Origin of the sequence: Paenibacillus sp. FSL P4-0113 (assembly GCF_038009305.1) — a bacterium.
Taxonomy (GTDB): Bacteria; Bacillota; Bacilli; order Paenibacillales; family Paenibacillaceae; genus Paenibacillus; species Paenibacillus polymyxa_D.
Genome location: NZ_JBBPAZ010000001.1, coordinates 2868189 through 2890000, shown reverse-complemented (window position 1 = coordinate 2890000; position 21812 = coordinate 2868189). Strand labels below are relative to the sequence as shown.

The window sequence follows — 21812 nt, the reverse complement described above, 5'->3', positions numbered from 1 at the left end:
GGGAAACCCGGCTGTCTTCATCGACAGTCACTACTCACTGAATTCATAGGTGAGTGAGAGGCAGACCAGGGGAACTGAAACATCTAAGTACCCTGAGGAAGAGAAAACAATAGTGATTCCGTCAGTAGCGGCGAGCGAACGCGGATTAGCCCAAACCAAGGAGCTTGCTCCTTGGGGTTGTGGGACGTCTCACATGGAGTTACAAAGGAACCGGTTAGATGAAGAGGTCTGGAAAGGCCCGCCAGAGAAGGTAAAAGCCCTGTAGTTCAAAACTTGTTCTCTCCGAGACGGATCCCGAGTAGTGCGGGGCACGTGAAACCCCGTATGAATCCGGCAGGACCATCTGCCAAGGCTAAATACTCCCTGGCGACCGATAGTGAAGCAGTACCGTGAGGGAAAGGTGAAAAGCACCCCGGAAGGGGAGTGAAATAGATCCTGAAACCGTGTGCTTACAAGAAGTCAGAGCCCGATCTATGGGTGATGGCGTGCCTTTTGTAGAATGAACCGGCGAGTTACGTTCCCGTGCAAGGTTAAGGTGAAGAGCTGAAGCCGCAGCGAAAGCGAGTCTGAATAGGGCGACTTGAGTACGTGGACGTAGACCCGAAACCGGGTGATCTACCCCTGTCCAGGGTGAAGGTGCGGTAACACGCACTGGAGGCCCGAACCCACGCATGTTGAAAAATGCGGGGATGAGGTGGGGGTAGCGGAGAAATTCCAATCGAACCCGGAGATAGCTGGTTCTCCCCGAAATAGCTTTAGGGCTAGCCTCGGAAAGAAGAATCGTGGAGGTAGAGCACTGATTGGGTGCGGGGCCCGCAAGGGTTACCAAGCTCAGTCAAACTCCGAATGCCATAGATTTAGTTCCGGGAGTCAGACAGTGAGTGCTAAGATCCATTGTCGAAAGGGAAACAGCCCAGACCATCAGCTAAGGTCCCCAAGTGTGTGTTAAGTGGGAAAGGATGTGGAGTTGCACAGACAACCAGGATGTTGGCTTAGAAGCAGCCACCATTGAAAGAGTGCGTAATAGCTCACTGGTCGAGTGACTCTGCGCCGAAAATGTAACGGGGCTAAACACACCACCGAAGCTATGGCTTGATGCTTGCATCAGGGGTAGGGGAGCGTTGAATGCGGGTTGAAGGTGTACCGTAAGGAGCGCTGGACTGCATTCAAGTGAGAATGCCGGTATGAGTAACGAAAAGATCTGTGAGAATCAGATCCGCCGAAAGCCTAAGGGTTCCTGAGGAAGGTTCGTCCGCTCAGGGTAAGTCGGGACCTAAGGCGAGGCCGATAGGCGTAGTCGAAGGACAACAGGTCGAAATTCCTGTACCACCGTAATCCGCTATGAGCGATGGGGTGACGCAGTAGGGTAGTGACGCGGACGGATGGATGTCCGTCTAAGCAGTGAGGCTGATGTGTAGGCAAATCCGCATATCGTTAAGGCTGGGCTGTGATGGGGAGCGAAAATTGTAGTAGCGAAGGTCATGATCTCAGACTGCCAAGAAAAGCCTCTAGCCAGGAGAAGGTGCCCGTACCGCAAACCGACACAGGTAGGCGAGAAGAGAATTCTAAGGCGCGCGGAAGAACTCTCGTTAAGGAACTCGGCAAAATGACCCCGTAACTTCGGGAGAAGGGGTGCCTCGGTAGGGTGAATAGCCCGAGGGGGCCGCAGTGAAAAGGCCCAAGCGACTGTTTAGCAAAAACACAGGTCTGTGCGAAGCCGCAAGGCGAAGTATACGGGCTGACGCCTGCCCGGTGCTGGAAGGTTAAGGGGAGTGGTAAGCCCTTCGGGGCGAAGCTATGAACCGAAGCCCCAGTAAACGGCGGCCGTAACTATAACGGTCCTAAGGTAGCGAAATTCCTTGTCAGGTAAATTCTGACCCGCACGAATGGCGTAACGACTTGGGCGCTGTCTCAACGAGAGATCCGGTGAAATTTTAATACCTGTGAAGATGCAGGTTACCCGCGACAAGACGGAAAGACCCCATGGAGCTTTACTGCAGCTTGATATTGAATTTGGGTACGATCTGTACAGGATAGGTGGGAGCCGTCGAACTTTGAGCGCCAGCTTGAAGGGAGGCATCCTTGGGATACCACCCTGATCGTATCTAGGTTCTAACTTGGTACCGTGAACCGGTGCGAGGACAGTGTCAGGTGGGCAGTTTGACTGGGGCGGTCGCCTCCTAAAGAGTAACGGAGGCGCCCCAAGGTTCCCTCAGAATGGTTGGAAATCATTCGAAGAGTGCAAAGGCAGAAGGGAGCTTGACTGCGAGACCTACAAGTCGAGCAGGGACGAAAGTCGGGCTTAGTGATCCGGTGGTACCGCATGGAAGGGCCATCGCTCAACGGATAAAAGCTACCCTGGGGATAACAGGCTTATCTCCCCCAAGAGTCCACATCGACGGGGAGGTTTGGCACCTCGATGTCGGCTCATCGCATCCTGGGGCTGAAGTAGGTCCCAAGGGTTGGGCTGTTCGCCCATTAAAGCGGTACGCGAGCTGGGTTCAGAACGTCGTGAGACAGTTCGGTCCCTATCTGTCGTGGGCGTAGGAAATTTGAGAGGAGCTGTCCTTAGTACGAGAGGACCGGGATGGACGTACCGCTGGTGTACCAGTTGTTCCGCCAGGAGCACCGCTGGGTAGCTATGTACGGAAGGGATAAGCGCTGAAAGCATCTAAGCGTGAAGCCCCCCTCAAGATGAGATTTCCCAGTATGTAAGACCCCTTGAAGACGACGAGGTAGATAGGTTGGGGGTGGAAGTGCAGTAATGCATGGAGCTGACCAATACTAATCGGTCGAGGGCTTATCCTAAGAATAAAACGCAAATGAGTTTCGGATCCAGTTTTCAGGGTGTAACCTTGAACGTATGTACAAGAGACATACGACAAGCGCATGGCTATTCATTCACACGATAAGTGATGAAGCGAATAGCCGTACGATAGAATTTGCATAGCAAATTCATGTTTGGTGGCGATAGCGGAGGGGTTCCACACGTACCCATCCCGAACACGACCGTTAAGCCCTCCAGCGCCGATGGTACTTGGACCGCAGGGTCCTGGGAGAGTAGGACGTCGCCAAGCAAAAGTGAAAAGGATGATAATCTCAATGAGATTATCATCCTTTTCAGGCTGTCGAGAAAGTCTCGACAGCCTATTTTATGTTAATTTTGTTTAAGACGACACCGCGTTAATGTTGTATAATATAGGTAACTATTGTAGAACGGATGGTGTTGATATGCTACGCTCCAACCGCGAAAAACAACAATCCTACGAATTTGTTTCCATCGAAGATCTGGTTCCTCAAGATCACTTGCTCCGCAAAGTAGATAAGTATATCGATTTTTCGTTTATCGATGATAAAGTTCGACCACTGTATTGTGCAGACAACGGGCGTCCTGCCATTGATCCTACCGTATTGTTTAAAATGATCTTTCTCGGTTATTTCTATGGCATTCGCTCAGAACGGCAACTCGAGCGAGAAATTCAGACGAACCTAGCTTATCGTTGGTTTCTGGGGTTGGGCTTAACGGATAAAGTTCCGGACCATACGACGATTAGCTGGAATCGTCGCACTCGCTTTAAAGACACCACGATCTTTCAAGATATCTTCGATGAAATTGTGCTGCAGGCGATCTCTCACCGAATGGTGGGTGGGCGTGTTCTCGTCACCGATTCCACACACGTCAAAGCCAATGCTAACAGGCACCAGTACACCAAAGAACAAGTGTTGCAGAATACTAAAGACTATATGGACGAGCTGAACGAAGCGGTGAAGGATGACCGGAGAAACCACGGAAAAAAGCCTTAAAATCCCGAGAGGAAGTGAACGAAGAAAAAGAAATTAAAGTGAGCAAAACAGACCCGGACAGCGGCTATATGATCCGTGATGGCAAGCCCGAAGGCTTCTTCTATCTGGACCACCGCACGGTGGATATGAAGTACAATCTGATTACGGACGTGCATGTGACACCAGGGAATGTACATGATTCTGTCCCCTATTTGTCCCGTTTGGATCGCCAAAGAGAACGTTTTGGTTTTCAAGTAGAAGCTGTTGCACTAGATTCAGGTTATTTAACAACGCCGATTTGCCGAGGTTTGCAGAACCGAAAGATTTTTGCCGTGATTGCTCACCGAAGATTCCATCCCAGACAAGGACTGTTTCCGAAATGGAAGTTTGAATACGATGCCAAACGCAATGCGTATAGATGCCCAGCCCAACAGGAACTGCCCTACCGAACGACGGACCGTAAGGGATACCGGCAGTATGCCTCTGACCCAGCTCAGTGCCAGCATTGCCCACTGCTAAGTCAGTGTACCCAGTCTCGAAACCACCGCAAAGTGGTGACTCGGCATGTCTGGGAAGACAGCAAAGAGTGGGTACGGAGCAACCGGCTGAGCCCATCTGGTAAAAAGCTGTACCGCAAACGAAAAGAGACGATTGAGCGAAGCTTCGCGGATGCCAAAGAGCTCCATGGGTTTCGCTATTGCCGTTTGCGCGGTCTTCCAAACGTCAGGGAACAAGCCCTTATGACGGCAGCCGTGCAGAACATGAAGAAGATGGCGATCCACCTAGATCGCCTGGAGAAACAGGGGTAACCCCCCTGCTTCTCCAGAGACCAGAGCATTATGATGTAAAAAAGAAACCCACGTCTCAAAATGACGGGGTTTCTCGACAATCTGAAAAGGATGATAATCTCAATGAGATTATCATCCTTTTTTATGCATTTTTAGATGGCCACCTGCTTCTAAGGTTGACAGAGAGAATGGGGTTTGCCACACTCTAAGTGTGTAATCTTTTTTATGGATGTCCAAGTATACGAGCGAGGTGATGAAGATATGGAGATCAGACAATTACAGCGTGAGGAATTTGAAGCGGCTATTGAATTATCTCAATATGCTTTTCAGTTTACAATGTCCCTAGAGGATCTGGAAAAGGCCAAGAAGAAATTCAAACCAGAACAAACATGGGGAATATTCGACGGACATGACTTAAATGCTAAACTGACTTTGTTACCGCTTCAGGTATACATAAATGGTCAGGTTTTTGATATGGGGGGCATTGCTGGTGTGGCGACGTGGCCAGAAAAGCGTCGCGGAGGCATGGTATCACGTTTATTGACGCATGCACTTGAAGAGATGAAGTCTGCGGGACAAAGCCTTTCTTTTTTGCATCCATTCTCCTTTGCCTTCTACCGTAAATTTGGATGGGAAACGTATACAGAGTACAAAAAATACGTCATTCCCATTGATAAATTCCCTGCAAAACTTAAAACAGAAGGTACAGTCAAACGCGATATCAAGGATATTTCAGAACTGGACCAAGTGTATCAAGCGTATGCATCTCGTTATAATGGCACGCTGGTACGAGATAAGGAATGGTGGCAAGAGCGGATTTTAAATGAGAACTATCGAACTGCGGTATATTACTCAGAAACAGGCATTCCGCAAGGATATGCACTATACAAAATTGAAGATAGACAGTTGAATTGTGATGAGTTGGTATATGAAAATGAGACGGCTCGTCGGGCTTTATGGACTTATTTTGCAAATCATGACTCAATGATAGCCAAAGGTAAATTTATTTACGTTCCAGCAGATGACAATTTGCCATTTTTACTCGATGATCCACGGATTCAACAGGAAACTGTGCCTTATTTTATGGGGCGTATTGTGGATGCAGCTGCTTTTGTAGAAAGATACCCTTTTGAGCAGATTGGAGAGGAAACAAGTTTAACCTTAAATCTGACTGATCGGTATGCTCCATGGAATGAAGGAGTATGGAGATTAACGATTACTACGGAGGGGCAAGGACATCTGGAGAGAGTGGATATAAGCAATTCATCTGAAAACGCCATAGTAGCTGACTTGAAACTTGGGATTCAGTCACTGACGACTCTGATGCTTGGCTATCAGCAGGCTGATAATCTGTATAAGTGGGAGCGGATTGAAGGGAGTAGTGAGTCTGTGTCTGCCCTTAAACGCGTAATACCAGTAAATCAAACGTTTTTATTGGATTTTTTCTGATAAAGGCCTATTTAGACCTTTTAAGCTCATCTTTCAGAGAATATAACTTGTGTGGTTATCATTATTTTCAAAACTCTTTCTGTAATGGGAAGAGTTTTTTTATGGTATTGTATAAAACATAATTAGATTGCGAAAAATGGTATTGACCCCTTGGCAAAAATGAATAATGTGCTATAATGTGAATATAGTCAAAGAAAGTCAAAGTCAATCAAACCTAGTGTGATGCTGTAGAAGTATTATGCTGATGGATTGGCCGTATGAAGTAATTTCGATAGTAAAGAAGCAAACGAGAATTGAAATGATTTGCGTATAGTTAGGAGCTGACTCTTATGAACATAAGAGAAGTGTATGATTAATCGCAAATAAAGGCCACACTAGAGACAAAACGGTACATTTCAATGGATGTAGAACAGGCAATAGCCTAAATACAGCTTAGATTCGTGACTTTACCGTTTGGTTAAGTTCAATATACGGCGGACTCTGTGGAGCGTGAAATGTACTTGAATACTTGCGTTTCCGTTAGTGGAGGATGATGAAATGCGCAATGTTTCCGATATTATTGAACAATATTTGAAGAGTATATTGCTGGAAAGTCCCCAAGGTTTGGTGGAGATTCAGCGCAATGATCTGGCTGACCGCTTTTCCTGCGTTCCGTCGCAAATTAATTATGTAATTAGCACCCGGTTTACGCTGGAAAAAGGCTATGTGGTGGAAAGTAAACGCGGTGGTGGGGGCTACATTCGTATTCAGCGAATTCAGCTACCCGCACAGCATGCCATCCATACACATCTTCATCAGAGCATCGGGGAGGAAATTAGCCAATCAGCAGCAGAAGGACTGATTTATCAGTTAGAGGAAGCCCATTTTTTAAGCAAAAGGGAAGCTAATCTAATGAAGGCTGCTTTATCGAGAGATACATTATTACTGAAGCTTCCCTATCGTGATCAACTGCGAGCAAGATTGCTTAAGGCTATGCTGATCTCGTTGCTGGCGACCAAATAGTGTGTGAATAGAGACTAATGTTTGGATGTAGGGTGGGTATTAAATCCTGACATTGAAGGAGGTGCTTTTATGCTGTGCCAAGAATGTAATATGCGGCCGGCAACTTTGCATTTCACCAAAATTGTGAATGGCGAAAAGACAGAGTTTCATATTTGTGAGACGTGTGCGAAGGAAAAAGGGGAGATGATCCCTGGAACACCTAACGGCTTTTCAATTCATAGCTTGCTGTCGGGGATGTTGGATTTTGACTCCAGTACAAAGAGCCAGTCTCCAGGCCACAGTGGTCCGCAGAACCTGCAATGCAAGGATTGTGGCATGACCTATGCACAGTTTAGTAAGCTGGGACGTTTCGGATGCCCGTCGTGCTATCAATATTTTGATAATCGTCTGGACCCTCTGTTCAAGCGTGTGCATGGCAGTACGAATCATGTTGGTAAAGTTCCGGTTCGCACTGGTGGCCGACTGAAGGTTAAACGGCAAATTGACGATTTGAAAAAAGAGATGCAACAGCACATTGTACAGGAAGAGTTTGAATCAGCTGCTGAGCTTAGGGATCAAATCAGAGAGCTTGAAAAAGAAATGACTGAAGAGTAAAGTTTGTGAAGAGTAGGAGGGATGCGTAATGCCCAATATTCGGTTTACGGAGAAGCCGCTAAGTGACTGGATGCGTGGTGATGCTGCGGATTCGGAGATTGTCATTAGCAGCCGGGTAAGAATTGCGCGTAACTTGCAGCATCTGCCTTTTCCCATGCTTGCTACCAATCAGCAGTCGGCAGAAGCACTTCAGCGCTTGACGGATATCCTTCAGTATGATGATTTAGGCGGTTTTGGTACTTTTCATACGTTGAAAATATCCGAGTTGGATGAGATCGACAAGCAGGTGCTGGTTGAGAAGCATTTGATTAGTCCTAATTTGGCGAACGAATCTCGTAACGGTGCTGTCTTAATTAGCGATGATGAATCGGTTAGTGTTATGATAAACGAAGAGGATCATCTGCGTATCCAGTGCTTATATCCGGGATGTCAGGTTAGAGAAGCTTGGGAACGCGCTATGGTTATTGATGATGCATTTGAAGCGCATGTTGATTATGCATTTGATGATCGGAGAGGTTTTCTAACCAGTTGTCCAACGAATGTCGGCACAGGTATGAGAGCTTCGGTGATGATGCATTTGCCCGCATTAGTCATGACTCATCAAATCAATCGTATATTGTCTGCTGTTTCACAGGTAGGTCTTACAGTTCGCGGCATTTACGGTGAAGGCAGCGAAGCGGTCGGAAATTTGTTTCAGGTGTCTAATCAGATTACACTGGGACAAACCGAAGCGGAGATTATTGAGAATCTACATGGCGTGGTGCTACAAATTATTGAGCACGAGCGTTCTGCCAGAGAAAGGCTAATGAATGAATCTATGCTGCGAATTACAGATCGGGTGATGCGTTCATTCGGTATTTTGTCGTATGCAGCAGTATTGGATTCCAAGGAGGCTGCACAGCGGCTGTCTGATGTACGTCTTGGCGTAGATTTGGGAATTTTGGAGCGTCCTTCCACCGCAGCGATGAATGAGCTGAATGTGATGACACAACCCGGGTTCCTGCAAAAAAGCTTTGGGGATAAAATGAATACCGAAGAGCGCGATATGTACCGGGCGAAGCTGATCCGGCAAAAATTAGGCACAACCCTTTAATATATAAAATGATCTGAAATACACACTGTGGAGGTGCAGGATATATGATGTTTGGAAGATTTACGGAACGTGCACAGAAAGTGCTTGCTTTGGCTCAGGAAGAAGCAGTTCGATTGGGACACAACAACATTGGTACAGAGCACATTTTGCTAGGCCTCATTCGTGAAGGTGAAGGAATAGCAGCGAAAGCCTTAATCGGTTTGGGCCTGGGACTGGAAAAAATCCAGGATGAAGTGGAAACGTTGATTGGACGCGGTCAAGAGCAACCGACGAACATTGCCTATACTCCACGTGCCAAAAAAGTCATCGAACTGTCTATGGATGAAGCCCGCAAACTGGGCCATACCTATGTAGGTACAGAACATATTTTGCTGGGTCTTATTCGTGAAGGCGAAGGCGTAGCAGCACGGGTACTGAATAACCTGGGCATCAGTCTGAACAAAGCGCGTCAGCAAGTGCTTCAATTGCTCGGCAGCAGCGAGGCTGTTTCCAGCCATCACGGTGCTCCAGCTAATGTCAGCACGCCAACCCTGGACAGTCTGGCACGCGATCTGACGGCATCTGCGAAGGAAAACAACCTGGACCCTGTTATTGGGCGTAGCAAGGAAATTGAACGCGTAATTCAGGTGCTCAGCCGCCGTACAAAGAACAATCCGGTTCTGATTGGTGAGCCTGGGGTAGGTAAAACGGCGATTGCCGAAGGATTGGCTCAAAAAATCATAGCGAATGAGATTCCCGAAACGTTGCGCGACAAGCGCGTAATGACACTGGATATGGGCTCTGTGGTAGCAGGCACCAAGTATCGTGGCGAATTCGAGGATCGTTTGAAAAAGATTATGGACGAGATTCGTCAAGCGGGTAATATCGTGTTGTTCATTGACGAGCTGCATACGCTGATTGGTGCTGGTGGAGCGGAAGGCGCAATTGATGCGTCCAACATCCTGAAACCTGCTCTGGCACGTGGCGAGCTGCAATGCATCGGTGCGACCACGCTGGATGAATACCGCAAATATATTGAGAAAGATGCTGCTTTGGAGCGTCGCTTTCAACCCATTACAGTGGATCAACCTTCTCCAGAAGAGGCGATTCAAATCTTGTATGGTCTGCGTGACCGTTACGAAGCGCATCACCGTGTAAAGATCACAGATGAAGCTATTGAAGCGGCCGTAAAATTGTCAGATCGTTATATCACCGACCGCTTCCTTCCAGATAAGGCTATTGATCTTATTGATGAAGCGGGCTCCAAAGTAAGGCTGAATTCTTACACTGTACCGCCAAACCTGAAACAGCTGGAAAACCGTCTGGAAGATATCCGGAAGGAAAAGGATTCAGCGGTACAAAGTCAGGAGTTTGAAAAAGCGGCAGCCCTGCGTGATACAGAGCAAAAAATCCGTGAAGAGCTAGACGTGACCAAAAACCAATGGAAAGAACAACAGGGTCGTACAGATTCTGAAGTTACACCAGAGGATATCGCTCAAGTCGTTGCAATCTGGACAGGTGTTCCAGTCAGCAAGCTGAAAGAGGAAGAAACACACCGCTTGTTGAATATGGAAGAGTTGCTGCATGAGCGGGTAATTGGACAGGACGAAGCAGTTAAGGCAGTAAGCCGGGCGATTCGCCGGGCACGTGCCGGACTGAAAGATCCGAAGCGTCCAATTGGGTCCTTTATTTTCCTCGGTCCAACTGGGGTGGGTAAAACAGAGTTGGCACGCGCCTTGGCTGAATCCATGTTTGGAGATGAAAATGCGGTCATCCGTATTGATATGTCCGAATATATGGAGAAACACTCCACGTCTCGTCTGGTAGGAGCGCCTCCAGGGTACGTTGGATATGAGGAAGGCGGTCAACTGACCGAGAAGGTACGTCGTAAGCCATACTCTGTTGTATTGCTGGATGAAATTGAAAAAGCACACCCAGAAGTATTCAATATTCTTCTGCAAGTACTGGAAGACGGTCGTCTGACAGATTCCAAAGGTCGTGTCGTTGATTTCCGTAATACACTCATCATCCTAACATCAAATGTTGGTGCACAGGCGATTAAACGTAACTCCACGCTTGGCTTTACAGCTGTAGTGGACGCTGGAGCGGATTACGATAATATGAAGGGCAAAGTGATGGATGAGCTGAAGAAAAGCTTCCGTCCTGAGTTCTTGAACCGGATTGATGAAATTATCGTTTTCCATTCTCTCGAAGAAAAACATATTGCTGAAATTGTGTCACTCATGTCTGAGGAGCTGCGTAAACGCCTGAATGAGTATGAGGTTGACTTCGAGTTGACAGACAACGCTAAAAAATTCCTTGCGAAGGAAGGCTTTGATCCAGCGTATGGTGCGCGTCCATTGCGTCGTGCAATCCAGAAGCATATCGAAGATCGCCTGTCCGAGGAATTGTTGACTGGCAACATTACTAAAGGTGACTCTCTCTTCATTGATGAGGAGAACGGTACATTGACTGTAACCAAAAAGGATAATGTATCTGCCAAGTCCTAAAGCAGTTTACTAAATAAACAGTAGAAAAGGGTGTCTCGCAGGCTGGAAAGCTATTGCGAAGGCACCCTTTTTGTGTATAAAACACGGTGAAAAGGTTGGGTAAATGCTTTGGGAAAGTTTGTGATATTGCTTTACGTCCGCCAAGCTTCAATGGTAAACTTTTATTGTTACAGCTCTTTCTGGGCTGTATGAACATAAATTTGACATCATCGTCGTCAATAAGGAGCCAAGGAACAAAGTATGGCTAAAGTGAAAACTAAGTTTTCCTGTACGGAATGTGGTTATGAATCGCCCAAATGGTACGGAAAATGTCCTGGATGCCAGGCATGGAATTCCATGGTCGAAGAAACAGAAAGCGTTGTAAAAACTCAAGGAATGGGGTCTTCCCTTCTTACTCATAGCACAAAAGACAAGCCACTCCCTATTATAGAGGTGGAGAGCGGTAAAGAAGCACGAATTTTGACGGGAATTGGCGAATTGAATCGAGTACTCGGTGGAGGTGTGGTGCCGGGTTCACTCGTTTTGGTGGGCGGTGATCCGGGAATCGGTAAATCTACGCTTATGCTGCAAACATCTAATGAGCTGGCTTTAACTGGTTTAAAGGTGCTGTACGTGTCTGGTGAGGAATCTGTCCGTCAAACGAAACTACGTGCAGATCGACTCGGTGCCTTGTCCCCCAGCCTATACGTATTATGTGAGACGAATTTGGAGACGATTGAAGAAGCGGTGGACAGCTTGAAGCCGGAATTTTTGGTCATCGACTCGATACAGACTGTATATTTGCCTGAGGTGACGAGTGCACCAGGTAGTGTGGCTCAGGTGCGAGAGTGTACTTCACGCTTTATGCGAATTGCCAAGGGGCTAGGTATTGCTACGGTATTGGTAGGACATGTGACCAAGGAAGGGGCCATTGCAGGTCCGCGTTTGTTGGAACATATGGTTGATTGTGTACTTTATTTTGAAGGAGAGCGTCACCATACGTATCGGCTTTTGCGTGCAGTTAAAAATCGTTTTGGTTCTACAAATGAAATTGGTATTTTTGAAATGGCTGAAAGCGGTTTGCGTGAGGTTTCGAATCCTTCTGAACTATTCCTGTCTGAACGGCCACTGGGGGTGGCAGGTTCTACTGTTGTAGCCAGTATGGAAGGAACCCGACCTGTATTGGTTGAACTGCAAGCATTGATTGCAGCTACACATTTTCCATCTCCACGCCGAATGGGCACAGGAGTCGACCATCATCGAATGGGATTAATCATAGCCGTGCTAGAAAAGCGGATGGGCATGTTTTTGCAAAACCAGGACGCTTATCTCAACGTAGCCGGAGGCGTGAAGTTGGATGAACCGGCGGTGGATTTGGCTATAGCTGTGAGCATTGCTTCCAGCTTTAGGGATGCTCCTACAAAGCCGTATGATGTGATTTTTGGCGAGGTGGGACTGACAGGTGAGGTGCGCGCGGTATCCCGAGCAGAACAGCGAGTACGAGAAGCGGAGAAACTAGGTTTCAAACGGGTGATCATGCCGGAGAAAAGCTTGAAGGGTTGGACACATCCGAAAGGGATACAAATTATAGGAGTAGGAACGGTGGCAGATGCACTAGCAGCCGCATTAGATTAGGGGGCATTGAGAATGAAAGAAGCGAGCCAACTGGATAAAATGAACGATTTGCTGCGGCTTGTGGCACCGGGAACTCCCTTTCGCGACGGGTTGGAAAACGTTTTGCGTGCCAAAACGGGTGCTCTTCTGGTCGTTGGCTATAGCCCAGAAGTTATGGAAGTCGTGGATGGCGGTTTCTCCATCAATTGTGATTTTTCACCGAACTATTTATATGAGTTGGCTAAAATGGACGGCGCAATCATATTAAGCGAGGATTTAAAACGAATTTTATATGCCAATACGCAACTGATTCCGGACTCCTCCATTTCTTCAATTGAAACAGGAATTCGGCACCGGACAGCAGAACGAGTTGCAAAGCAGACTGGCAAATTAGTTGTGTCTATTTCCCAGCGGCGTAATATTATTACCTTGTATCAGGGGACATTACGGTATGCGCTCAAGGAAATCGGGGTTATTTTAACGAAAGCCAATCAGGCTATTCAGACGTTAGAAAAATATAGATCTGTGTTGGGGCAAGCCTCTACGAATTTGACAGCATCTGAATTTGAAGAGCTGGTTACCATGCCGGAGGTCGTTAATGTCATCCAACGGATCGAAATGGTGCTGCGCATCAAAATGGAGATCAAACGATTTATTAACGAGCTCGGAAATGAGGGCCGTCTAATTAGTATGCAGATGGAAGAGCTTGTCAGCAATATTGAGGAAGAAGCATGGTTGTTGTATAAGGATTATGCCAAAGACGATAGCGACGAAAAGATTCGTGAAATTATATTGGGACTCAAACGTTCTACGGACGACGAATTGTTGGATGTGAATCATATTGTACGTTTACTAGGCTACCCTTCTTCAGCTGCGACATCAGAGGAGTATATTGCTGCACGCGGCTATCGGGTACTGAACAAGATACCGCGTTTACCGAATGTGATTATTCATAATCTGGTAGAGCGGTTTGGACGTTTTCCACATGTCATCACAGCAACGATAGAAGAACTGGATGAAGTGGATGGTATTGGAGAGGTTCGTGCGCGTACGATTAAAGAAGGTCTTAAACGTTTGCAGGAACAAGTTTTCATTGACAGGCAAATGTAAATGTAATACAGTGAAAGGATTATAATGGAACAATTCATACATTGAGGTGAAGAGATGATTACCAAATCAATTCCGAACTTGTGTACCTTAGGTAACTTGTTTCTCGGAATGATCGCCATTTTATTGGCTGTAGACGGAAAATACAGTCTTGCCGCTATTATGGTTATTGTCGCCATGTTGTTGGACGGACTGGATGGAAGAATGGCCCGGGTCCTGAATGCCCAAAGCGAATTCGGTAAAGAACTGGACTCCTTATCAGATATGATATCTTTTGGTGTTGCTCCCGCAGTTATTATGTACATGGTTGCTTTTCATGATGCGAATTCGGCTCTCGCTTGGACGGTTACTGCCATTTTCCCGATGTGCGGAGCGTTGCGTTTGGCTCGATTTAACGTACGTCCTGGTGTACCAGGTTATTTTACGGGTCTACCAATTCCGGCAGCAGGTGGCGTATTAGCCACTTTGTCCTTATTCCATAACGATATTTCTTTGTTATACATGTCGATTGCCATGTTGCTGGTCTCTTATTTGATGGTCAGCTCCATGAAATATCCAAATTTTAAAAAGGTTGGCCTCCCGAAAAAAGCAATTTGGGTGGCTCCATGGGTCGTAATTGCAGCGGTGGTGTTGGCTGTTAAATTCCCTGACCAGCTGTCGAAGCTGATTTTTGTGCCACTGGTGCTGTATGCATTGTATGGTATGAGGCTGAACATTCGTAAACTATCACGCAGACGTGGGCGTGATCGGGATCGTTCCAGTCAGGAAGAACAGGACGATCAATATCGTCATTCACAGCGGTAGTATCAAGCAAGTATAAGCATTTATTTCCTTGAATTATTTCAAGGAGATAAATGCTTTTTTTATGCATAAAAAGTGAAAACACAGGGTTAGTTATGTGGGAAATGGATCATACTGGTAAGAGAAATGCTATGTATCCAATAAATAGCAGACTAATGAAAAGAAAATAAAGGAGGTATAGAGATTCAATGTGGAGAAAGGCTATTTTAACTTTTACAGGATTGTGCGGAGCATGGTTTGGCTATACGTTATACCAGCGGGTAGGGGGCATTGTATCGTGGATGCCAGAATGGTTGAGTGATGGGTCTTTACCGGGAATGGTTGTTTGGATGATGGCGGGAGCAGTGTTATTTATGGCCGGGTGCTCATTCGCAGGAGCATCCGTGGCGAACCGGTTGCAACAGGGCATTGAAGGCTTGGTACGAATTCCGATGAACGAGATGATGGCAGGTGTGATTGGTTTAGCGGTGGGATTGATACTTTCCTTAGCAGTCTATCCGCTTTTTTCATGGTTGGGGGCCCCGGGTCAACTTATCCAGACGGCTGTTACCGTGATATGTGGATATGTGGGATTAATGGTTGGACTAGAAAAGCGGGACGAGCTGTCATCCTTTTGGAGTTCTGGCTTTTTTGGTCGGGGAACGGGTGCAGAAGAACGCAAGCTGGAGGAACATAAAATTTTGGACACCAGCGTCATTATAGATGGGCGTATTGCAGATATCTGCAAGACAGGTTTTATTGAAGGAACGATTGTGATTCCTGAATTTGTGTTAGAGGAGCTTCAGCATATTGCAGATTCATCAGATTTACTTAAGCGTAATCGTGGACGACGGGGCCTGGATATTTTGAATAAAATCCAAAAAGAGCTGGATGTGAATGTGCTCATTTACGAAGGTGATTTTGAGGAAATTTCAGAGGTTGACAGTAAGTTGGTCAAGCTGGCAAAGGTGTTACAGGGTAAAGTTGTAACTAACGATTTTAACCTGAATAAAGTATGCGAACTGCAAGGTGTATCAGTGCTGAATATTAACGATTTGGCGAATGCAGTGAAGCCTGTCGTACTACCCGGTGAGGAAATTATGGTGCAGATTATTAAAGACGGCAAGGAGCATGGGCAGGGTGTAGCCTATCTGGATGATGGTACGATGATTGTTGTGGAAGGCGGACGTGACTATATTGGCTCTCTTATGGAGGTGCTGGTCACGAGTGTACTTCAGACCTCTGCCGGACGTATGATCTTTGCCAAACCGAAATTATTGGAAAAAGCTCAATAAACGCGGTATGATGAAGTAGATGTGTTATCATACGGATCGTCCAAGTGCGATCAGGGCAGGAGTTATTTGAATGAACAATCGGGTAGGAGTTGTCATTGTGGCAGCAGGGCGCGGCTCCCGTATGGGGACGCAGGAGAGCAAGCAATTTCTGCTTTTGCGGGACAAGCCCATCTTCATACATACACTTGAAATATTCGCAGCTATGCCCGAAGTGGATGAAATGGTGATGGTGACTGGGACAGCAGATGTGGAACGCTGCCGAGATTGGATTCATCAATACAAAATCGGTAAAAATGTACGGGTGGTAGCTGGTGGCAGTGAACGCCAGCATTCGGTCTATCGCGGTCTGCGCCACTTACAAGCGGATTGGGTGATGGTGCATGATGGTGTGCGTCCACTCATTCAACCTGAGCTTGTACGTTCATGCCTTGAGGCAGCCCAGCGTACTGGTGCTTCTGTAGCGGCAGTACCTGTAAAGGATACGGTCAAGCAAGTGAACGGGGATGGTATCATTACAGCAACGCCGGATCGCCGAAGTCTGTGGAGTATTCAAACGCCACAGACTTTTCGTCTTTCCGATCTGCTGCGAGCCTATGAGGAAGCGGAGCAGTCGAGATTCTTGGGAACAGATGATTCTATGCTGATAGAGCGGCTAGGCATTCCGGTTACTGTCGTTCAAGGCAGCTACAAGAACATCAAAATTACTACACCGGAGGATTTGGATATGGCGGCGCTATGGGTGAAAACAGAGGGAGAGGATATCAAATGATCAGAGTGGGACAAGGATTTGACGTCCACCAGCTGGTGGAAGGAAGGCCATGCATCATCGGAGGTGTGAATATTCCGTATGAAAAAGGTTTATTGGGCCATTCCGATGCAGACGTACTGCTGCATGCCATTAGCGATGCTATCCTGGGCGCGCTTGGCTTGGGAGACATCGGGAAGCATTTTCCGGATAATGACCCAGAATTTAAGGATGCTGACAGTCTTAAGCTACTGGAGCATGTGTGGGGGCTAGCTAAAGAGCGAGGATATCGCTTGGGGAATATCGATTCTACGATTATCGCACAAAAGCCCAAAATGGCATCGTATATTCCGCAGATGAATGAAGTCATCGCTCGGGCGCTGGAAGCAGAGGAGCTATCCCAGGTGAACGTCAAGGCGACCACGACAGAGCAACTCGGGTTTCCCGGCCGGGGTGAAGGAATCGCGGCTCAATCGGTTGTCTGTCTTATCAAGTAAATGCTATCATCTTGAGTAATTCAATTTGGAGGAGATTATATGAGCACGGAAGTTCGTGTACGTTATGCACCAAGCCCTACAGGGCATCTGCACATTGGAAATGCCAGAACGGCATTATTTAATTATTTGTTTGCCCGCAATCAAGGTGGGAAATTTATTATTCGTATCGAAGACACAGATGTGAAGCGCAATATTGAGGGCGGAGAAGAAAGCCAACTTAAATATTTGAAATGGTTGGGTATGGACTGGGATGAGAGCGTAGACGTGGGAGGAGAGTTTGGACCTTATCGTCAGACTGAACGCTTGGACATATATAAAACATACTGGCAGGATTTGCTGGATCGTGGTTTGGCTTACCGCTGTTACTGCACTGAAGAAGAGCTGGAGCGCGAGCGTGAAGAGCAGACGGCACGTGGGGAGACACCGCGCTATTCTGGAAAACATCGTGATCTAACAGAAGAACAGTGCCAGGCATTTGAAGCAGAGGGCCGTGTACCAAGTATTCGTTTTCGTGTACCGGAAGATCGTGAATATACGTTTGACGATATCGTTAAAGGACAAATTACGTTCAATTCCAAGGAAAGCGGCGATTTTGTTATCGTCAAAAAAGACGGTATTCCGACATATAACTTCGCTGTAGCAGTTGACGATTATTTGATGAAAATATCGCATGTACTACGGGGCGAAGACCATGTTTCCAATACACCGCGGCAGTTGATGATCTTTGAAGCTCTCGGGTGGGAACCGCCACGCTTCGGTCATATGACGCTGATTGTAGGTGAGGATCACAAAAAGCTCAGTAAACGTAACGAATCCATTATTCAGTTTATGGAGCAGTATGACAAGTTGGGCTATTTGCCAGAAGCTATATTCAACTTCATCGCACTGCTGGGTTGGTCCCCAGAAGGCGAAGAAGAGATCTATGATCGGGAACAACTGATTTCGATTTTCGATCCTAATCGTTTGTCCAAAAGTCCAGCTGTGTTTGATACAAATAAGCTTGCTTATTTGAACAATCACTATATTAAAAAGGCTGATCCTGAGCGAATTGCCAGCATGGCGATTCCACATCTCCAGACAGCGGGGCTGTTGCCTACTGAGCTGTCTGCGGAACAACTGGATTGGGCTAAGGCCCTTGTTCGCTTATACCAGGAACAGATGACATCTGCGTCCGATATTGTAACGTTGTCTGAGTTGTTTTTCCGTTCACATCTGGAACTGGATGCTGAAGCAGCAGCTGTATTGGCCGAAGAGCAGGTTCCTGAGGTACTTAGAGCTTTTGCAGGTAAAGTTGAAACGAGTGAGGAATTTACAGCTCCACAAATGGCTAAGCTGATCAAAGAAGTTCAAAAGGAAACCGGTTTTAAGGGGAAACAATTATTCATGCCGATTCGTGTGGCTCTTACAGGCCAAACGCATGGACGGGATCTGAATGAAACTATCTTTTTGCTTGGACGTGACAAGGTACTGGATCGTCTCAAGGCACAAATTAAAGGCTGATATTTCTTGTCAATTTGTTGTCTTTTCGCTATAATGACTCCATTGATACGGATTGATATTTACGTGTAAAGGCTGCGAACAGGAGAAGTACACTGCATAAGGGCATCTGCCAGAGAGGACGGTCGAGGGGAAACCCCAGGCTGAGAGCCGTCCAGTTGACCTGCGGAGGAAATGCGCCTGGGAGCCGTGCGCCCGAACCCTCATTAGCATCAAATGCTGATGTGACAAGGGCGTGCCGATTCGTTCCCGTTACAGGACGCCAAAGACGGATTATCTGCTTTTTATGCAGCAGATATGTTCGAAAGCAGAGTGGGACCACGTTCATGCGTCTCTGCAGCTTAGGCTGCGGAGGCGCTTTTTCTTTTTTATCAGACTCAGACTCGTTATAGATAGAAAAATGTCGAAGAGTGCTGGTGGATGCGAAAATTGGCGGAACGTGAAGTGTTGTGATGATGCGGCAAGGATATGAAGGGAATAGGAGGGCGACATGTTCAGACATTTCAAATCCGACATTCAGACTGTTTTGGATAATGATCCGGCCGCCCGGAGTAAGCTGGAGGTCATTTTTACGTATTCCGGTGTTCATGCCCTTTGGGCACACCGAATCGCACATTGGTTTTATTTGCGAAACTGGTGTACTCTAGCCCGTGTTATATCCCAGGTATCAAGGTTTATGACAGGCATTGAAATTCATCCTGGCGCTCGTATCGGAGATCGGCTGTTCATTGACCATGGCATGGGAGTTGTCATCGGGGAAACCTGTGAGATTGGCGACGATGTCGTATTGTATCAGGGGGTCACACTCGGCGGGACTGGGAAAGAGAAAGGTAAGCGCCATCCGACCATTGGGAATAATGTTGTTATCGGCTCTGGTGCGAAGATATTAGGCTCTTTCACGATTGGGGCACAATCCAACATTGGCTCTAACTCGGTTGTGCTCAAAGAAGTTCCACCAAACAGTACGGTGGTGGGCATCCCGGGGCGAGTTGTCAGACAGGATGGTAGGCGTCCAGACCGACTTAGTCATCAGTTGCCTGATCCGGTTGTGGATTCTATGCGAGAGCTTCAACGGGAAATAGAACGTTTGCGTGCAGAAATGTCTGATTTGAAGGATGGGGCATCCGCTCAGAAACATCAGGTGGCCCAAGAGAATACATTAGAAAAATGATTTTCATGAGGGAGGAACATAACAATGCCGCTTCAAATTTATAATACAATGACGAGGAGTCGGGAGCCTTTTGTGCCACTGGAGCCTGGAAAGGTTAAAATGTATGTATGCGGTCCTACCGTGTATGATTACATTCATATTGGCAATGCACGACCTGTAATTGTATTTGATGTGGTGCGTAGCTACCTGGAGTACTTGGGCTATGATGTAAACTATGTGGTGAATTTTACGGATGTCGATGATAAACTAATCCGCAAAGCTCGGGAACTTGACATGAATGTTTCGGCAGTTGCTGAGAAATTTATTGCTGCCTACCATGAGGATCTGACAGGATTGAATGTTCCTGCTGCCAGTATGAACCCTCGTGTAACAGAGAGCATGGATCTGATTATTGATTTTATTAAGGAATTGGTAGACAAAGACTATGCCTATGAGAATGATGGCGACGTGTTCTATCGGACCAAAAAGTTCAAAGATTACGGACAACTGTCAGGTCAAAATCTGGAAGAGCTTCAGTTCGGAATTCGTATCAATGTGGATGAACGCAAGGAAAATGCCGAGGACTTTGTACTCTGGAAGGCAGCGAAGCCGGGCGAAATTCATTGGTCGAGCCCTTGGGGAAATGGACGACCAGGCTGGCATATCGAATGCTCTGCTATGGCTCGCCATTATTTGGGGGATACACTGGATATTCATGGGGGCGGACAGGATCTGCAATTTCCGCATCATGAATGTGAATGCGCACAATCCGAAGTGATTACAGGTAAGCCATTATCCCGCTACTGGATGCATAACGGATATATTCGCATAGATAATGAAAAAATGTCGAAATCACTCGGTAATGGTATTTTAGTTAAAGATTTGCGCGCTCATCACAAGCCTGAGGCTATACGTTATTTTATGTTGTCGACGCATTACCGAAATCCGTTAAACTACAACCAAGAGACTATGAGTCAGGCGGAGAACAGTGTCGAACGGATCGCCAATGCAGTTGCCAATGTGAAGCATCGTTTAGCTAATGCGCTGAAAGGTAATGAGGGAGTATCGACGGAACTGCAAACGAAGCTCGACGGAATTTTGCAGCAGTTTGGCGAAAAAATGAATGATGATTTCAACACACCTGATGCGATTACTGCTGTATTCGATTGGGTTAGCGAAGCAAACCATTTGTTGCAACGAGATGTCGTACATCAGGCAGAATTACAAGCTGTATTGCATACCTTTCATTCGATGAATAACGTGCTTCGCATTTATTCGGAGCCGAGTGAAGAGTTGCTGGATGACGAAATTGAGCAGTTAATTGCAGAACGTGTCGAAGCTCGTAAGACCAGAAATTGGGGTAGAGCTGACGAAATTCGCGATCTGTTGGCTGCAAAAGGCATTGTGCTTGAAGATACGGCGCAGGGGATGCGGTGGCGGCGAAAATGAATGATAAGCCACTGAACTCAGGAGCATCGGAAGGTACGGGGAACTGGTTCCCGTACCCTGCGTCCAAGCCAGCACGTTTGATGCCTCCCATTGCACTAGCTTACATTGGTGATGCAGTGTACGAGGTAGCTGTCCGGCAATATTTGTTGGCACAGCCTAACCTGCGTCCAAATCATCTGCATCGGCGAGCCACAGGGCTAGTCTCCGCCAAGGCGCAGAGTCGCATGTTAGGGCTATTGGAAAATGTACTGACGGAAGAAGAACGCGATATTGTCCGACAAGGAAGAAATGCTAAATCAGGAAGTTTGCCCAAAAATGCTGATGTGCTTGAGTATCGGCACGCCACTGCACTGGAGGGGTTGATTGGATCTCTTTATTGTGATGGACATTTGGACAGATTAAGAGAGTTGATTACGTACGGAATTGCGCAAATGGAAAATACAGGAAAATCATAAATGGGAATGGACTGGATGGAACAAGTATCAGCCGTTTCCCGGGAGG

Annotated in this window: 16 protein-coding genes and 2 rRNA genes (1 of these 18 only partly in view); all 18 read left to right on the top strand. The window is 46.9% G+C overall.

Going from position 1 to position 21812, the window contains the following annotated elements; translation table 11 throughout:
- Nucleotides 1-2808 (top strand): 23S ribosomal RNA (locus MKX46_RS12360); it begins 121 nt to the left of the window's first position.
- Nucleotides 2809-2960: 152 nt separating this feature from the next.
- A 5S ribosomal RNA gene (gene rrf / locus MKX46_RS12355) occupies nt 2961-3077 on the top strand.
- Between the two features lie 154 nt (nt 3078-3231).
- A protein-coding gene (locus tag MKX46_RS12350) for an IS1182 family transposase (RefSeq protein ID WP_241113430.1) occupies nt 3232-4592 on the top strand; the annotation gives its coding sequence in 2 pieces (ribosomal slippage) (nt 3232-3799 and nt 3799-4592; 1362 coding nt in all).
- Between the two features lie 240 nt (nt 4593-4832).
- A complete protein-coding gene (locus tag MKX46_RS12345; protein WP_340933297.1) occupies nt 4833-6020 on the top strand; it encodes a GNAT family N-acetyltransferase in 1188 nt (395 codons plus the stop codon).
- A gap of 537 nt (nt 6021-6557) precedes the next feature.
- Nucleotides 6558-7022 (top strand): CtsR family transcriptional regulator, encoded by a 465-nt coding sequence (locus MKX46_RS12340; RefSeq protein WP_013312188.1) that lies wholly within the window; start codon nt 6558-6560, stop codon nt 7020-7022.
- A gap of 69 nt (nt 7023-7091) precedes the next feature.
- Nucleotides 7092-7616 carry a UvrB/UvrC motif-containing protein gene (locus MKX46_RS12335; RefSeq protein ID WP_029514506.1) on the top strand — a complete coding sequence of 175 codons (525 nt, stop codon included), beginning with the start codon at nt 7092-7094 and terminating at the stop codon, nt 7614-7616.
- 28 nt (nt 7617-7644) lie between these two features.
- Complete coding sequence (locus tag MKX46_RS12330) at nt 7645-8709, top strand: protein arginine kinase (protein WP_029514505.1); 1065 nt, start codon at nt 7645-7647, stop codon at nt 8707-8709.
- Nucleotides 8710-8753: 44 nt separating this feature from the next.
- The gene (clpC, locus tag MKX46_RS12325) at nt 8754-11198 is read left to right on the top strand and encodes an ATP-dependent protease ATP-binding subunit ClpC (RefSeq protein WP_340933292.1); all 2445 of its coding nucleotides are present in this window, start codon (nt 8754-8756) and stop codon (nt 11196-11198) included.
- Nucleotides 11199-11438: 240 nt separating this feature from the next.
- Nucleotides 11439-12812, top strand: a complete 1374-nt coding sequence (gene radA, locus MKX46_RS12320; protein ID WP_029514504.1) for a DNA repair protein RadA — start codon at nt 11439-11441, stop codon at nt 12810-12812.
- Between the two features lie 12 nt (nt 12813-12824).
- Complete coding sequence (gene disA, locus MKX46_RS12315; RefSeq protein ID WP_013312183.1) at nt 12825-13901, top strand: DNA integrity scanning diadenylate cyclase DisA; 1077 nt, start codon at nt 12825-12827, stop codon at nt 13899-13901.
- A gap of 54 nt (nt 13902-13955) precedes the next feature.
- Nucleotides 13956-14702: a CDP-diacylglycerol--serine O-phosphatidyltransferase gene (pssA, locus tag MKX46_RS12310; RefSeq protein ID WP_029514503.1), complete on the top strand. Its 747-nt coding sequence runs from the start codon at nt 13956-13958 to the stop codon at nt 14700-14702.
- Between the two features lie 185 nt (nt 14703-14887).
- Entirely contained in the window at nt 14888-15973 is a 1086-nt protein-coding gene (locus MKX46_RS12305) for a PIN/TRAM domain-containing protein (RefSeq protein ID WP_029514502.1), read from the top strand.
- Between the two features lie 70 nt (nt 15974-16043).
- Complete coding sequence (gene ispD / locus MKX46_RS12300) at nt 16044-16742, top strand: 2-C-methyl-D-erythritol 4-phosphate cytidylyltransferase (protein WP_029514501.1); 699 nt, start codon at nt 16044-16046, stop codon at nt 16740-16742.
- Nucleotides 16739-17215, top strand: coding sequence for a 2-C-methyl-D-erythritol 2,4-cyclodiphosphate synthase (gene ispF, locus MKX46_RS12295; protein WP_025723806.1), 477 nt, complete (start codon nt 16739-16741; stop codon nt 17213-17215). The genes ispD and ispF overlap by 4 nt, the downstream gene beginning before the upstream one ends.
- A gap of 39 nt (nt 17216-17254) precedes the next feature.
- Nucleotides 17255-18715: a glutamate--tRNA ligase gene (gene gltX / locus MKX46_RS12290; protein WP_029514500.1), complete on the top strand. Its 1461-nt coding sequence runs from the start codon at nt 17255-17257 to the stop codon at nt 18713-18715.
- Between the two features lie 487 nt (nt 18716-19202).
- On the top strand, nt 19203-19883 hold the full coding sequence (cysE, locus tag MKX46_RS12285; RefSeq protein WP_029514499.1) for a serine O-acetyltransferase: 681 nt from the start codon (nt 19203-19205) through the stop codon (nt 19881-19883).
- Nucleotides 19884-19907: 24 nt separating this feature from the next.
- Entirely contained in the window at nt 19908-21311 is a 1404-nt protein-coding gene (cysS, locus tag MKX46_RS12280; protein WP_029514498.1) for a cysteine--tRNA ligase, read from the top strand.
- A complete protein-coding gene (locus MKX46_RS12275; RefSeq protein ID WP_029514497.1) occupies nt 21308-21766 on the top strand; it encodes a Mini-ribonuclease 3 in 459 nt (152 codons plus the stop codon). Before cysS ends, MKX46_RS12275 begins: the two co-directional genes overlap by 4 nt.
- The last annotated feature ends 46 nt before the right edge of the window (nt 21767-21812 follow it).

Bases quoted from the DNA above. Each gene is read 5' to 3' on its own strand.
- disA (WP_013312183.1), top strand. From the start codon at position 12,825: ATGAAAGAAGCGAGCCAACTGGATAAAATGAACGATTTGCTGCGGCTT.
- MKX46_RS12330 (WP_029514505.1), top strand. From the start codon at position 7,645: ATGCCCAATATTCGGTTTACGGAGAAGCCGCTAAGTGACTGGATGCGT.
- MKX46_RS12345 (WP_340933297.1), top strand. From the start codon at position 4,833: ATGGAGATCAGACAATTACAGCGTGAGGAATTTGAAGCGGCTATTGAA.
- MKX46_RS12305 (WP_029514502.1), top strand. From the start codon at position 14,888: ATGTGGAGAAAGGCTATTTTAACTTTTACAGGATTGTGCGGAGCATGG.
- cysS (WP_029514498.1), top strand. From the start codon at position 19,908: ATGCCGCTTCAAATTTATAATACAATGACGAGGAGTCGGGAGCCTTTT.
- pssA (WP_029514503.1), top strand. From the start codon at position 13,956: ATGATTACCAAATCAATTCCGAACTTGTGTACCTTAGGTAACTTGTTT.
- clpC (WP_340933292.1), top strand. From the start codon at position 8,754: ATGATGTTTGGAAGATTTACGGAACGTGCACAGAAAGTGCTTGCTTTG.
- MKX46_RS12275 (WP_029514497.1), top strand. From the start codon at position 21,308: ATGAATGATAAGCCACTGAACTCAGGAGCATCGGAAGGTACGGGGAAC.
- MKX46_RS12335 (WP_029514506.1), top strand. From the start codon at position 7,092: ATGCTGTGCCAAGAATGTAATATGCGGCCGGCAACTTTGCATTTCACC.
- radA (WP_029514504.1), top strand. From the start codon at position 11,439: ATGGCTAAAGTGAAAACTAAGTTTTCCTGTACGGAATGTGGTTATGAA.
- gltX (WP_029514500.1), top strand. From the start codon at position 17,255: ATGAGCACGGAAGTTCGTGTACGTTATGCACCAAGCCCTACAGGGCAT.
- MKX46_RS12340 (WP_013312188.1), top strand. From the start codon at position 6,558: ATGCGCAATGTTTCCGATATTATTGAACAATATTTGAAGAGTATATTG.
- ispF (WP_025723806.1), top strand. From the start codon at position 16,739: ATGATCAGAGTGGGACAAGGATTTGACGTCCACCAGCTGGTGGAAGGA.
- ispD (WP_029514501.1), top strand. From the start codon at position 16,044: ATGAACAATCGGGTAGGAGTTGTCATTGTGGCAGCAGGGCGCGGCTCC.
- cysE (WP_029514499.1), top strand. From the start codon at position 19,203: ATGTTCAGACATTTCAAATCCGACATTCAGACTGTTTTGGATAATGAT.